Raw genomic sequence first — 14309 nt, forward strand, 5'->3', positions numbered from 1 at the left:
TTTGTATGACTACGCCCAATACAGGTTCGACTTAAAAACAGCCTAACAAAGTCAGCAACTCATTGTGAATTCTTTTACACATAAATATAGACTTGACTCTTCTTTTCGACAGATTTCCCGGCTGATATCACTTTTCGGGTGGATAGCACCCTTCCTTTTAACACTTTTGCTTACACTCAACCTTTTTCCTTCAAATAGAATCCTTCCCTCTTTGAGGCTTCCAGCTCTTTTACTTCTACTGCAGTTAATCAGTTCTTTCCTTTTCGACCCTTTTCCCTGTTGCGGTCACTTTTTGAGTGATTATTTTTTCTCTCTTTTAACCCTTCTATTGGATTCGCACACTTTTTGGGTGAATAGACTTTCCCTATTCGACCGTTTTCTTTGGTGAGAGCTCTTTTCAGGTAAATAGGCAGCTCCCTTTTGACCATTTTTTTGATACGTCTCCCTTTTCCGGTGAATAGAGCTTCCCCTTTCGACCGTTTTCACTAATTCAGTTGCTTTTCCTTCCAATAAAGTTCTCCCTTTTGTCCGTACTATTGCTCCTGATTCGAGTGAATAGACGGCTTCCTCTTCTGACTATTTCTCTAATCCTGAGCTTTCCCGACCTATAGCTCGCTCCTTTTTATGCTCTCCTCCATCACTCCCTTCTCGTTTTCACAAAAAAATAACCACTCGAAATATCGAGTCGTTATTTTTATTATGAGGCATCCATATGCTCTTCACATTTTTCCATCATTTCTTGTAAGTAATCAGCTGTCATTAATTTAGTCCAAGGAACTTCTATTCCTTTACCTGGAGCGCTTGCTCTGCCTATATACTCATTATTATCAGTAGCTGTAATATAAATATCCCAGCTCCATCTTTCTGTTGAGTTGCTATATGCTGTTTGTGTTTTGTAATCAATTTCCGCTAAGTAATAGTTTTTATTTGAGACTTCTTTTCTCATCCTATCCACATCCTTTTTGTTTATTATTGAAGATAATCATTCACTTTATATATTATGGTCCTTTATTTAAATCATGACTAATACTTAATTATTATAATAGTCTGAAAATATATTTTCGGGTAGTTTTTCGGTAGATTACCTTACAATTATTTTAATTAGTCTACACTTGAATCCATTTCATCATGCATATCTTATAATGAAAACCAAGTGGTTATGTGTTTGATTTTCACTTTAAGGTAGATGCTTTCCTAAGGGCTTGTCTTCAGCTAACTCCGACTACACAGAGCTTCGTCAGAGTGGATCTTCAGACTGCGCTCATCCTTTGGGAGTCACTACCTACCGTTACAATTAAAGAGTTAATTCACAAAGGTTCTTCTTTTAATGAAAACCGAACAATTTGTTTTTTTGATTTCCACTTTAGGTAGATGCTTTCCCAAGGGCTTGTCTTCAGCTAACTCTGACTATGCAAAGCATCGTCAGAGTGGATTTTCAAACGGCGCTGATCCTTTAGGAGTCACAACAACCGTTACAATCAACAATTAAATTTAATAAACGTTTGGGTTCATTCAATTATAGAGCCATTAGGAAATTCACTCATTTCCTTAATATATCTTGTAAATAATGGCTTAATTTTGTTTACCCCTTCAATAAAAATATAAACATCTTCCAATACACTACAAACCAATATAAAATACTATAGGTGTTTATTAGTAATCCAGCAGTGATTCGTCTATACTTATGGATGAAACTATTTTTAGGAGGAATGACCATGAGCGTACATATTGGAGCTAAGCAAGGTGAAATAGCTGAAACTATTTTGTTACCTGGAGATCCTTTACGAGCAAAATATATTGCTGAAAACTATTTAGAAAATCCTGTTTGTTATAATGAAGTAAGAGGAATGCTAGGATTTACTGGTACCTATAAAGGTCAAAGAATATCTGTGCAAGGTACAGGTATGGGTGTCCCGTCTATTTCAATTTATGTGACAGAGCTAATGAGAGAATACAATGTTCAAAACTTAATTCGTGTTGGAACATGCGGAGCGATACAAGAGGATGTTAAAGTCCGTGACGTTATACTAGCTATGAGCGCATCGACTGATTCTCAAATGAACCGAAACACATTTGGAGTCGTCGATTATGCACCAACTGCTAATTTTGATTTGCTAAAGAATGCGTTTGAAGAAGGAGTAGCAAAGGGACTTAGCTTAAAGGTTGGGAATGTATTTACAGCAGATATTTTCTATAATGATAATGCGGAGCATAAAAAATGGGCCGAGCACGGAATCTTAGCAGTTGAAATGGAATCCTCTGCTCTTTATACTCTAGCTGCGAAATATAAGCGCAAGGCTTTATCAATTTTAACGGTAAGTGACCATATTCTTACAGGTGAGGAAACGAGTTCAGAGGAAAGACAAAATACCTTCAACGATATGATGGAGGTTGCATTGGATTCTGTAACCAAATAATCATCATTAAGCTTTAAGAAGATGTCGATGAAGATATTTTTCTTAGAGCTTTTCTTTTGTAAAATCACCAATAATATAAATTTATGCTAATATTCCTATTATAAAAGTAAATGAATAAATTTCATCATTCATTTCTTATAATGAAAACCTAGCGATTAGGTTTTTGATTTCCACTTTAGGTAGATGCTTTCCCAAGGGCTTGTTCTCAGCTAACTCTGACTATTCAGAGCTTCGTCAGAGTGGATCTTCAAACTGCGCTGATCCTTCGGGAGTCACTACCTATTCGTTACAATCAACGAGTTAATGAACAAACATTCAAGACATATTTTTTAATAAAAGTTCGATTCATTCACTTAAACCCACTTCGTCATTTCTATCTTTTAAAGAAAACCGATCGATTAGGTTTTTGATTTCCACTTTAGGTAGATGCTTTCCCAAGGGCTTGTCTTCAGCTAACTCTGACTACGCAGAGCTTCGTCAGAGTGGATCTTCAAACGGAGTCACTACCTACCGTTACAATCATCGAGTGAATCCACAAACATTCAAAACATATTTTATAATTAATGTTCAGTTTCGTTCACTTAAAGAGCCATTATGAAACTCACTCAAATAATCAAAAAGTACTAAAAAATAAAAATATTTAAATAATATATTGACAAACATTTATCTTGATAGTAAATTAGTTATAGTTAATTATTACCTTTTTTTAAAGAAGAAAGGAGATGTTCTATGATTATCCATTAAAAAGACCTACACTTCAACTTGGTTACTTTGAGTCGTTACATTTAATATTTTTAGAGGAGTGATTACAATGGGAATTTTAGAAACTTATATCATTTCACCTAAGACATTATATTTAGTCAATCATTTTACTGATGGATATGGAACCATTGTTTACGAATTTGACAACGTTTACAAAGTGAAGCAAACACCACTACAAATTATCGAATTTAATATGATTAGACTTGGTGGCTCTAACCTTTTAGGTAGAAATTTAGCGATTCGAAAATCCGTTGATTACCATCAAAAAGTACCGATTATCGTCGATCAAAGAGGTTTATATTTTATTCCTACCCGCTCCGTTCAATCACCAGAATGCATGATGGTAAACTTTAACCAAATCTTAACTTTTCATCAAAATCAAGAAAATCTTTCTCAAACGATTATTACCTTTAAAAATGGAGAAAAACTGACCATTAATCTTTCCAAAAGAGCTTTTTCACAGCAATACTTAAGAACATTACACCTTATTTCATTATACGGAAGAGATTGCATTTAATTTACAGTAAAAAGACCGTATTCAGGGCTTATTACATATTTTAATTAAACGCTTGATTACCTTTAATTCAGGCGTGGAAGTTTTAGAATATACTCTTATGTTTACCCTTTACCCCTTCAAACCTCTACGCCTCTTTCTACAGCTTAACCGTTTAATCTTAGCGCTTTATAAAATATTTAACTACTTTCAATGCAAGCATATAACTGATTATTCCACACAAAGCACCAAGACTATCAATCATCACATCTGTTACGGCGGCGACTCTACCAGGAATAAAATATTGGTGGAACTCATCGGTTATTGCATAAATGGTCGCCATTAAGAATGCAACTAATCCATTGTATGATAATTTTTTCATCTTATTTAAAGCAAAGAAATACAAAATGGCTAAAACAAAATAACTAAAAAAATGGGCTCCTTTTCTAATGATAAAATGCAAGGTCTCTAAAGGTACTTCTACTTTCGGTACTATATACTGAATAGCGTCAATGATTGTTTTCGTAATGCCCCCACTCAATGCTCCCGAATCATTTCCAGGCTGATGAGATAAGAAGAATATAAGTCCCATCCAAAGTAGAGCAGGTATCCATACAAACCATTTTTTCATGTTTTTCTCCTAAAATTTCATTCAAGAATTGTTTCAGTAGCAAGTATAAAAGAAAGCTCAAACTGACTCATATCATCAATTTGAGCTTTGAAAATAATCAGTTTTGTTCAAAACGCCAGGAATCTCGACACATTTCAATGATTCCTTTTTGCGCTTTCCAATTTAATTTTTTTTCTGCTTTCGTAACATCTGCATAACACTCTGCAATATCTCCTGCTCTTCTATCTACTATCTCGTAAGGAATCGTTAAATCATTGGCTACTTCAAAAGCCTTTACGAGCTCTAATACACTCGTGCCTGCTCCTGTGCCTAAATTAAACGTATGAACTCCTTCTTTTAAGTGATTAAGAGCGGCCACATGACCTTCTGCTAAATCGACGACATGAATGTAATCTCTAACACCAGTACCATCAGCTGTCTGATAGTCATTACCGAATACATACAACTTTTCTCTTATACCTTTGGCTACCTGTGTAATATAAGGCATTAAATTATTCGGTATACCATTTGGTAGTTCACCAATTAATCCACTTTTATGAGCGCCTACAGGATTAAAGTACCTTAAAATAGATACAGCAAATTGTGGATTCGCAGCTGCAATATCTGTTAGGATTCGCTCAATCATCGCCTTTGTTTCACCGTACGGGTTCGTTGTTGGTAATAATTCCATGCTTTCTTCAAAAGGAACCGCATTATCGCCATACACCGTTGCTGAAGAGCTGAATACAAAGCGATTCACTTGATATTTTAAGCAAAGATTCGTCACATTCATCGTACTCACTAAATTGGTAAAATAATAATTTAAAGGCTTTTTTACCGATTCTCCTACCGCTTTCAATCCAGCAAAATGAATGACTCCATCAAAGCTATGAGCATTAAATAATTTTTCTAAATCCTCTTCTATCGTTATATCTACTTTATAAAAGGTAATCTTTTTTCCAGAAATTCTCTCTATTTTTTCAATGACATCCTCTTTACTATTAGATAGATTGTCAGCCACAACCACTGAATGTCCGTCCTCTAATAGAGAAATGACCGTATGAGAACCTATATAACCAGTACCACCTGTAACTAGAATATTCATATAGACTAACCCTTCTCTCTGAAATATTAATATAATTCTTATTTTACCTTATTAAGAGAATAGATTTAAAGCTCTTTGTATGAGTTACTATACTTTTACATGATATCAATGAAACAACAAAAGGAACGAAGCAACCTGCTCGTCCCTTTTGTTCTATTGTAATTAATAAGCTCTTCTTCTTTGTTTCATAGCAAGAACGATAAGTCCCGCTATTAACAACAATCCACCAATTAATAAAGCTTGATAGCTATTCGTAGCTGTATTAGGTAATGAGTTTGTTTGATCTTTCTGATCAGCTGAAGTATTCACAGGAGCTACAGTTGATTCTTCAACATCTGAATCACTTTCTTTTTCGTCGTCTGAGCCTTGGCCCTCACTCGGAGCTGTACCTGTGTTTCCACCCGGAGTTGTTCCCGTATTCCCATTACTTCCAGCATTTCCACCAGGTGTATTTCCTGTTCCTCCACCCGGTGTTCCTGAACCTCCACCTGGTGTATTTCCTGAACCTCCACCTGGTGTATTTCCTGAACCTCCACCTGGTGTATTTCCTGTTCCTCCGCCTGGTGTTCCTGAACCTTCACCTGGAGTTGGTAATTGCTCATCAACATCTACAATTTCATCAGAGATTCCATCTTCATCTGCTGCTTCCATAACGGTAAAGATACTAAAATGATAAGTAACAGCGGTTACTCGACCATTTTGGTAAGTTCCACCTATATTTTCCCACTTTTTCGTTTCTTCATTAAAATAAAACACTTTTAAATTTTTAGGATTCTTAGCTAAACCTGCATTTACGTTAAACGTTAATGTGACACCCTCATCAAATGCACTAATATTTCTAGAACCTTGCTTAACTGTAAAGTCATAAGTACTACTCAAACTATTTGGCGTGCGTTCTAATTCCTTTACTTCAATCGTTACAGGCTCATCATAGTTATCGAAGCTTGATGCTGGAATAGACGTTGTTACACCACCGTTATCAAGCACTAAAGATTGTTTCGTTTCAATTAACATTCTGGTTTGTTCAGTTGTTAATTCCATTTTTTCTTTATTACTTTGCTTTGTTAAATCTAAAGTAATATCGCCTTTATCACTAACGACAAAGCCTTTATCTGCTGGGAATGTTTTTTTCAATTCTTCTACTACTTCAGGATCCAATTCTTCATCTTCAAAGTCATCATCTGGATCCCAATCATTCCAGTCATCATCATCATTATAATAACGAACTTCTACTCCTCGATTGCGTAAAAATTGTACCGTTTCCTGGTCGATATCTTCAACTCCGTAAAGAGAAACTTCTTGTAAGTTCGGAAGCTCTTTAAGGACAGAAATATCAGTAATTGGGTTATCACTTAAGTATAGATATTGAAGATTTGTTAATGATTTTAAAGCAGAAATATCGGTAATCTGATTATCATCTAAATCAAGATATTCTAAATTAGTCAAGCTTGCTAAGCTAGAGATGTCCGTTATATTGTTTGAATAAATAACTAAATCATTTAATAGATTTAAGTTCTTCAATCCTGATATATCTTTAATTTGGTTGTTTCCTAATTGAAGATTCTTTAATCCTGTTAGATTTGCTAGAGCGTCAACAGTAGTAATTTGATTATCTCTTAAATGTAATGATTCTAATTGATTCAACTCTTTTAGTGGCTCAATATCAGAAATTTCATTATGATTTAAGTGAAGATTTCTTAATTGTGTCAATTCAGATAAAGCATTTAAGCTAGAAACTTGATTTCTCGTTAAATCGAGCCATACAAGCTGTTTCAAATCCTTTAATGCTGAAATATTTTCGATTTGATTATAGCTTAACGATAATTCTACCAAATTGGTTAGTCCTTTTAGTGGGTCTACATTTGATATCTGATTTTCTCGAAGATTAATATATTCTAGCAGTTCCAGTTCTGCTAGAACTGAGATATCTTCAATTTTATTATAGTCTAAGTCTAAATTCGTAAGATTTTTTAAACCTTTTAATAGACTAATATCATCAAATTCATTATCATAGGCATACAAATATTCTAGATTTGGAGCATATTGAAGACCTTCTAACGTTTTTAGCTCAGAGCGTTCAATGCTAATATATTCTAAGCTCTTCATATCAGCTTCTGTGACATTTCTATTGAAAACACCAAGCTGTTTAGCCGCTGCATCATGAAATTTTTCATTTTCAAAGTTTACTTTAGGTGCTTTCGCATCTTCTCCTGAGGTTTTTAATTTAAAGTAATATTCTTTATTTAAATCATGAACATACTCTGTATAGAAATCAACCCAATAGGTCATATTTGCTTGAAGACCATTTAACGTAAACTCATTTTTATCATTCTTGAACATACCAGAATCTACTTGATGATAATCTTCATTATCATTTGAATAGGCATATAACTTAAACCCTGTAATTTTAGAAACAGAATTCCATATTAAAGTAAAGGAAGTTTCGGTCACCTTGGAAACCTCATATTCAAATGGCTCTGCTGCCTCGTTCATTTCTTTTAATCTGAACTGGATTTGAATTGGATTATTCAAATAATCCTTTCCTTCTTCTATAGTAATTGTAGTAACAGCTGCAATACTAGGATCATTATGGTTGTATAAGGTTACCTCAAATTTACCTAAAGGCAACTTTAGCTCTCCACTAGCATCTATCCATTCATCACTATTGAAACCTTTATTACTTTGATCTAAGCCGCGAATTCGAATTTTTTCATCATACGATAATTCATCATTTAATACAGTTATAATCGAAACAGGAATTAACTCTTCATCCGACCAACTAGGACTGGCCGAAATATGGTCCGATACATATTCATAAAAATCATATTCCGCGTTATAATATTTCGTTTCAATGGTAATTGAATATCTTTCATTTGGAATTAAATCAGTAAATGTGTAGCTTGTTGAGTTACTAGGAACAGTAAAATGCTCTCCGTCTAAATATAACTCGATATCTTCTGTAGGTTCATGACTCACCGTCCAAGAAACGGTAATAGAGTCACTTGTAGTAGTTACTTCATCAAACCCTACAGAATATGGAGAATAATCACTACTACTAATTTCTTTATCCGTATTTTCTTCTTCTGATTCTATGTTACTCTCTAGATTTTCTTCTACTGTTTCTTCTTGTTGAGCACTACTTTCCACTTGCTCTTCAGAAAAAACTTCTTCAACCTCTTTATCTAATTCTTCAAGATTAGAAATCTCTTGTTCTTCTTCAGCTGTCTCTGCTGAAATGCTTTCATTCTCTAACTCTAGCTCTTCAAGCTCAGTTGCACTAGCTACTGATTGAAACGGTGCTGCAATTAATGAAAAAATAAGTACGAAAATAAGCAATTGATGACTGACTGGCTTCTTTTTTGACACTTTCATTAAACCCCCTAAAAAAATATAAAAATAAATAAATCTATCATTTCATATAATACTTTTATACTATACATTATGTACCTATTTATGTAAATATCTTCTGATTAGTTAGTTAAATAGAACTAAATAAAAACAGCCTCAAACTTTAGTATTCAACTAAAATTTGAGGCTGTTAACATTCGTATTGATTAATCCCGACTGAACAAATCTCGTGTATAAACTTTTTCAGAGACATCTATTAACTCTTCAGATTGACGATTAGCTACGATAACATCACATAGGTTTTTAAATTGCTCAAAGTCATTCAGTACTTTAGAGCCAAAAAATTCATCGTCCTCTAACGCTGGCTCGTAAACAACGACCTCTACCCCTTTTGCCTTTATACGCTTCATAACTCCTTGAATAGAGGATTGTCTAAAGTTATCCGAATCCATCTTCATCGTTAATCTAAAAATCCCAACTGTTTTTGGATTTTTAGCTAAAATACTATCAGCCACATGATCCTTTCTCGTACGATTCGAATCAACAATCGCTGCCATAATATTATTAGGAACATCACTATAATTGGCTAGAAGTTGCTTAGTATCCTTCGGCAAACAATAACCACCATAACCAAAGGAAGGATTGTTATAATGACTACCAATTCTCGGGTCTAAACTAACCCCTTCAATAATATGCTTCGTATCTAAGTCTCGCAGCTCCGCATATGTATCGAGTTCATTAAAGAAAGCTACTCTCATGGCTAAATAGGTATTAGCGAATAATTTAATCGCTTCTGCTTCTGTAGAATTGGTAAATAAAATATCGATGTTCTCTTTAAGTGCACCCTTAGCTAACAAATCAGCAAAAATTTTCGCCCTTTCAGATTGTTCTCCAACCACAATCCTTGATGGATATAAATTATCATGGAGGGCTTTTCCTTCACGGAGAAACTCTGGCGAAAAGATAATATTTTGTGTGTCAAACTTCTCACGCATCTGTTCAGTGTATCCAACAGGTACAGTGGACTTAATAACCATAACTGCCTCAGAATTTATGGATAAAACTGATTCTATAACAGCTTCAACCGTTTCCGTATTAAAATAGTTTTTGACTGGATCATAGTTTGTCGGAGTTGAAATAATCACATAATCTGCATTTTTAAATGCCTTATAATGATCCGTTGTTGCAGTAAGCTTTAAATTCTTAGTTGCTAAAAATTCTTCAATTTCGGGATCAATGATAGGAGATTTTTTGTCGTTAATCATGTCTACCTTTTCTTGGATAATATCAAGAGCTATGACATCATTGTGTTGGGCTAATAAGACAGCGTTTGATAGACCGACATAGCCAGTTCCAGCAATGGTAATTTTCATCATTATATTCTCCTTAAATAAAATAAGTTAAGGTAATCGTTGTAGCTAATCATATTCATACCCACAATATTTATTCCATATTAAGCTATTGAAGAAAATTTAGTATTTTATTTATTCTTTTTATTTAATTTGATAATACTCGACATACCACTTGGCAAATTTATATAAACCGTCTTCTATTGAAGTTTGTGGTTTAAAGCCAATAGCATTATGTAGCTTATCTGTTGATGCATAAGTAGCCGGTACATCGCCTGGTTTTATTGGTTCAAATTGCTTATCAAACTCAATTTTTTTACCAAGGGATTTACTGAATGAACTCTCAAGTGTTGTAATAAAATGCATCAGTTTTTCCGGATTATTATTACCAATATTAAAGACCGAATGAGGTACTTTACTAGTCGGTGGTACGGTAATAAGCCTTTCAATGCCTTCCACAATATCATCAATATACGTAAAATCACGGTATAAATCGTTGTCGAAGTCTCCATTGTTATAGATTTGAATCGGTTCATTTTTAAAATATTTATTAGCAAAACCAAAGTATGCCATATCAGGTCTACCCATCGGACCATAAACCGTAAAGAACCGTAGCCCAGTTGCTGGAATACCATATAGATGGCTATAAGTATGAGCCATTAATTCATTTGACTTTTTTGTCGAAGCATATAAAGAAACTGGATGGTCTACAAAATCCGTTTCTTCAAATGGAACTTTTTTGTTTGTCCCATAAACAGAGCTTGATGATGCATATACTAAATGATCAACAGGATAATGACGACAAGCCTCAAGAACGTTTGCAAATCCTACGATATTACTTTGAATATACGCATCAGGATTTTCAAGAGAATAACGTACCCCTGCCTGTGCCGCTAAATTAACCACAACATTAGGTTTATACTGTTCAAAAAGAGAAAAGAGTGCCTCTTTATTTGAAAGGTCTTCTTTTATGAATGTAAATTTTTCAAATGGCTTTAGATTCTCTAGTCTAGCATCTTTCAATTTGACATCATAATAGTCGTTGAAATTGTCTAAGCCAATAACGGTACAGCCATTATCAAGAAGCTTTTTTGATAAATAGAAACCGACAAAACCAGCAGCACCAGTTATTAAATATGTTTTATCTTTATCGAGAGGTTTGTAAGTCATTTTTTAAACTCTCCTTTTTTACTCGTTGAGTTGCTTTCCTACCAATAGAGTGATATTCGACTGCCGCTTCCTCCATATTCAGGACAGAATAAATGTTTCGCCCATCAAAAACAAGTGGTGTTCTCATTAAATTCTTATAATCACTTGGACTTAAAGCTTTCACTTCTCCCCACTCAGTAAAGATAAAACAGACGTTGGCATTATCAAGTGCTTTTTGTGGTGAGTCAACATATGTAATAGAGCCAGTACCATGCTGTCCCTCAGGATAAACTTTTTCAAAATTATCTCTACCTACAGGATCAAATGCGTAAATATTAGCCCCTTGTTCTAGCAATAGTGGCACGTTCTCTAAAGAAGCCGCTTCTCTTAAATCATCAGTACCAGGCTTAAAGGTTAAGCCTAAAACCGCTACTTTTAAACCACTCAGTGTAATTAGACGATTTCTAGCTTTTTTAAATAAAACAGTTTTCTGATCCGTATTGACATCAATCGCTGCTTTGACTGTTTTTAAATCATATCCTTGTTGTTTTGCAATGTAATCTAAGGCTTTAGTATCCTTAGGGAAACATGAGCCTCCATAGCCTATACCAGCATTTAAAAATTTATTTCCAATACGATCATCAAAGCTCATGCCTTTAGCAACATCTTGTATATCAGCACCTACCAACTCACATAAATTTGCAATATCATTCATATAAGAGATCTTCAGTGCTAAAAAGTCATTAGAAGCATATTTAATCATCTCCGCAGAGCGACGATTAACCGGAACAATTGGTAGATTAAAAGGCTTATAAATTTCCATTAAAATATTCTCTGCCCATTTACTCTCAGTCCCAATAATAATTCTATCAGCGTATAACGTATCATGAACAGCAGAACCTTGTGCCAAAAATTCTGGGTTAGAAGCCACTTCCACTCGCACATCTTTTAATAGAAAATCCTGAATAAATTGTTCTACCTTATCATTGGTGCCAACCGGGACAGTGGATTTAACAACCACTAAACAATCCTTTTCAACAGATTCAGCTATTTGTCTTGCAACGGTTGCAATATAGGATAGGTTTGCAGAGCCATCCGCTAATTCAGGAGTTCCAACTCCAATAAAAATAGCATCAGCATCTTGATAAGCAGCTACATAATCAGTGGTATACTCCAAACGATCTGCAGCATAATTCTTCCGCATTAACTCTTCTAGACCTTCTTCATAAATAGGAGATTTCCCTGATTTCATCAATTCTACTTTTCTCTCATCAATATCGACACAGGTCACTTGATGACCTTTTTCAGCAAAACAAACGCCGGCTACTAAGCCAACGTAGCCTGTGCCTGCTACAGCTATTTTATTCATGTTATCTCCTACCTTTATCTATATTATTTAAATTTTATTCCTAATTTAATACCAGTTATTTACCTTCTAATATCTATAACCAAACACTACTATGAACTTCTGCTATAAAGTTCTAAGTGGTCTTCTTTATTCTCCTTTTTAAAAATATAGATAATAATTCTTTTACATTATTTTTATCAATTATATATTGCAAACCTACATATACTAGTATTCCAATAATTATAGAAAGCACTAATTGTATAAACTCATTAATTTCAGAAAATAAAATTTGTGATATTACTACTACAAATGCCATAGTTACGGTAGAGAATATGACCTTTTTAAACTGAAACACATATTTTAAAAATTTAAAATTTAGACCTTTACTAACAAAGAATTGCAAAGTAACGGTTTTTAAGATTATTTGTAAAGAGTACAATGTTAATATTATCTGTAAGCCTTTATTTCCAAACACATACAAAGTGAATATATATACGAAGGCAGATACTATATCAATATACAATACTAACATAGGTTTATTTAATGAATATAACAAGGAAGTGGCTATATTAGCTGTAAGGACTAAGAATATCATTACAATTGACAATACTTGAATAACCTCGATACTACCAATCCATTGATCCCCAAAAAATGTAGGAATTATCAAATGCGCAGTGAGTGAAATACCAACAAATACAGGAAATGATACCATTGCTATTAAATATGAAACTTTATTATAAACTCTTTTCAGTTTTACCAAATCACTTTTCATTTTAGAAAAGACAGGCAATAAGATTTGTCCAAATGCATTAGTAATAAGGGCACGTAAATGTAAAATTAAATTCTTCCCGAAGAAGTAGACTCCCAATATTTCAGGTGCAAGCATTCCTCCTATAATAACTTCATCTATCCGATGGGTTATTTCAGTTAATATTTTTTTTAAAGAAATAGAAAACCCAAAATTTAAAAAGGGTATAATATCTTTCATGTTAAAATGAATCAAAATCTTCATTTCTGTTTTTCTCAGTGCGACGGTTATAAGTAAGATTGCATAAATGAGTGTAGCTCCAATAGTACCATATACATATCCAAATATACCAAATCCTGAAATTATTAAGGTAAGAGTTAATACCATATCTAACAATATTTTAATCATTAGGATAATAGAATACTCTTTAAATAATAAGTTTTTCTGTAAAATCACTCTGAAAATGCTTGTCGAACCATTAATTATAATCGTAATTATGATTAACTTAACTATGATTTCTAAATTCTGAAGTTCATAATAATTTGATATATAGGGTGCAGTTACAAATAAAATGCTTGAAATTATAATTGAAATTAATGCACTAAAGAAAAATAATGATGATAATTGTTGTGTATTTACTTTATCTTTTTGTATAACCGCTTCTCCAATTCCTAAATTATTTATCATTACAGATAATGAAATAAACAAACTGATTATCGCAATATAAGCAAAATCTTGAGGAAGCAATAAAGTAGCTAATATAATCTGATATATAGGATAACTAACCGAATTAAATATAGTATTTAAACTTGTCCACTTTACTCCCTTGATTGTTTTGTTTTTTATATTACTCTCCATAAAATTTTCATCACTTCTTATCTTTTATAAATTGTTTAAAACTTTAGTAATTTAAAATTTACAAAACAAAAGGCAATTGAATTTTTACTTCAATTACCTTTAAACGAATGTTCTCATTTTAT

At 33.4% G+C, this 14309-nt stretch carries 11 protein-coding genes; 3 read left to right on the forward strand and 8 right to left on the reverse strand.

Going from position 1 to position 14309, the window contains the following annotated elements; translation table 11 throughout:
- Positions 1–697 precede the first annotated feature (697 nt).
- Positions 698–946: a hypothetical protein gene (locus AZF04_RS11800; protein ID WP_061948897.1), complete on the reverse strand. Its 249-nt coding sequence runs from the start codon at positions 944–946 to the stop codon at positions 698–700.
- A 381-nt stretch (positions 947–1327) separates the two neighbouring features.
- On the opposite strand from AZF04_RS11800, the gene AZF04_RS21220 reads away from it, so the two are divergent.
- The 3 genes from AZF04_RS21220 to AZF04_RS11810 all read left to right on the forward strand — a co-directional run bounded on the left by AZF04_RS21220 (position 1328) and on the right by AZF04_RS11810 (position 3696).
- Positions 1328–1489: a hypothetical protein gene (locus tag AZF04_RS21220; protein WP_161485264.1), complete on the forward strand. Its 162-nt coding sequence runs from the start codon at positions 1328–1330 to the stop codon at positions 1487–1489.
- A 226-nt stretch (positions 1490–1715) separates the two neighbouring features.
- A complete protein-coding gene (gene deoD, locus AZF04_RS11805; RefSeq protein ID WP_061948898.1) occupies positions 1716–2417 on the forward strand; it encodes a purine-nucleoside phosphorylase in 702 nt (233 codons plus the stop codon).
- Positions 2418–3228: 811 nt separating this feature from the next.
- On the forward strand, positions 3229–3696 hold the full coding sequence (locus tag AZF04_RS11810) for a competence protein ComK (protein WP_045483185.1): 468 nt from the start codon (positions 3229–3231) through the stop codon (positions 3694–3696).
- Between the two features lie 157 nt (positions 3697–3853).
- Here the strand turns inward: AZF04_RS11810 and AZF04_RS11815 are convergent, their stop codons facing one another.
- The 7 genes from AZF04_RS11815 to AZF04_RS11845 all read right to left on the reverse strand — a co-directional run bounded on the left by AZF04_RS11815 (position 3854) and on the right by AZF04_RS11845 (position 14187).
- Positions 3854–4303, reverse strand: a complete 450-nt coding sequence (locus AZF04_RS11815; RefSeq protein ID WP_061948899.1) for a VanZ family protein — start codon at positions 4301–4303, stop codon at positions 3854–3856.
- A gap of 97 nt (positions 4304–4400) precedes the next feature.
- Positions 4401–5387 carry a UDP-glucose 4-epimerase GalE gene (gene galE, locus AZF04_RS11820; RefSeq protein ID WP_061948900.1) on the reverse strand — a complete coding sequence of 329 codons (987 nt, stop codon included), beginning with the start codon at positions 5385–5387 and terminating at the stop codon, positions 4401–4403.
- A gap of 162 nt (positions 5388–5549) precedes the next feature.
- On the reverse strand, positions 5550–8753 hold the full coding sequence (locus AZF04_RS11825; protein WP_161485265.1) for a leucine-rich repeat domain-containing protein: 3204 nt from the start codon (positions 8751–8753) through the stop codon (positions 5550–5552).
- A gap of 188 nt (positions 8754–8941) precedes the next feature.
- Positions 8942–10108 (reverse strand): nucleotide sugar dehydrogenase, encoded by a 1167-nt coding sequence (locus tag AZF04_RS11830; RefSeq protein WP_061948902.1) that lies wholly within the window; start codon positions 10106–10108, stop codon positions 8942–8944.
- Positions 10109–10228: 120 nt separating this feature from the next.
- Entirely contained in the window at positions 10229–11254 is a 1026-nt protein-coding gene (locus AZF04_RS11835; protein ID WP_061948903.1) for a GDP-mannose 4,6-dehydratase, read from the reverse strand.
- Positions 11232–12602 (reverse strand): UDP-glucose dehydrogenase family protein, encoded by a 1371-nt coding sequence (locus AZF04_RS11840; RefSeq protein WP_061948904.1) that lies wholly within the window; start codon positions 12600–12602, stop codon positions 11232–11234. The genes AZF04_RS11835 and AZF04_RS11840 overlap by 23 nt, the downstream gene beginning before the upstream one ends.
- Positions 12603–12714: 112 nt before the next feature.
- Positions 12715–14187 (reverse strand): oligosaccharide flippase family protein, encoded by a 1473-nt coding sequence (locus tag AZF04_RS11845; protein WP_061948905.1) that lies wholly within the window; start codon positions 14185–14187, stop codon positions 12715–12717.
- Positions 14188–14309: the final 122 nt, after the last annotated feature.

Origin of the sequence: Alkalihalobacillus trypoxylicola (genome assembly GCF_001590785.1) — a bacterium.
GTDB classification, from domain to species: Bacteria; Bacillota; Bacilli; order Bacillales; family Bacillaceae_D; genus Alkalihalobacillus; species Alkalihalobacillus trypoxylicola.

What these genes read in the sequence shown, in the direction of transcription:
- AZF04_RS11800 (WP_061948897.1), bottom strand. Translation starts at nt 946, where the DNA reads ATGAGAAAAGAAGTCTCAAATAAAAACTATTACTTAGCGGAAATTGAT.
- AZF04_RS21220 (WP_161485264.1), top strand. Translation starts at nt 1,328, where the DNA reads ATGAAAACCGAACAATTTGTTTTTTTGATTTCCACTTTAGGTAGATGC.
- deoD (WP_061948898.1), top strand. Translation starts at nt 1,716, where the DNA reads ATGAGCGTACATATTGGAGCTAAGCAAGGTGAAATAGCTGAAACTATT.
- AZF04_RS11810 (WP_045483185.1), top strand. Translation starts at nt 3,229, where the DNA reads ATGGGAATTTTAGAAACTTATATCATTTCACCTAAGACATTATATTTA.
- AZF04_RS11815 (WP_061948899.1), bottom strand. Translation starts at nt 4,303, where the DNA reads ATGAAAAAATGGTTTGTATGGATACCTGCTCTACTTTGGATGGGACTT.
- galE (WP_061948900.1), bottom strand. Translation starts at nt 5,387, where the DNA reads ATGAATATTCTAGTTACAGGTGGTACTGGTTATATAGGTTCTCATACG.
- AZF04_RS11830 (WP_061948902.1), bottom strand. Translation starts at nt 10,108, where the DNA reads ATGAAAATTACCATTGCTGGAACTGGCTATGTCGGTCTATCAAACGCT.
- AZF04_RS11835 (WP_061948903.1), bottom strand. Translation starts at nt 11,254, where the DNA reads ATGACTTACAAACCTCTCGATAAAGATAAAACATATTTAATAACTGGT.
- AZF04_RS11840 (WP_061948904.1), bottom strand. Translation starts at nt 12,602, where the DNA reads ATGAATAAAATAGCTGTAGCAGGCACAGGCTACGTTGGCTTAGTAGCC.
- AZF04_RS11845 (WP_061948905.1), bottom strand. Translation starts at nt 14,187, where the DNA reads ATGGAGAGTAATATAAAAAACAAAACAATCAAGGGAGTAAAGTGGACA.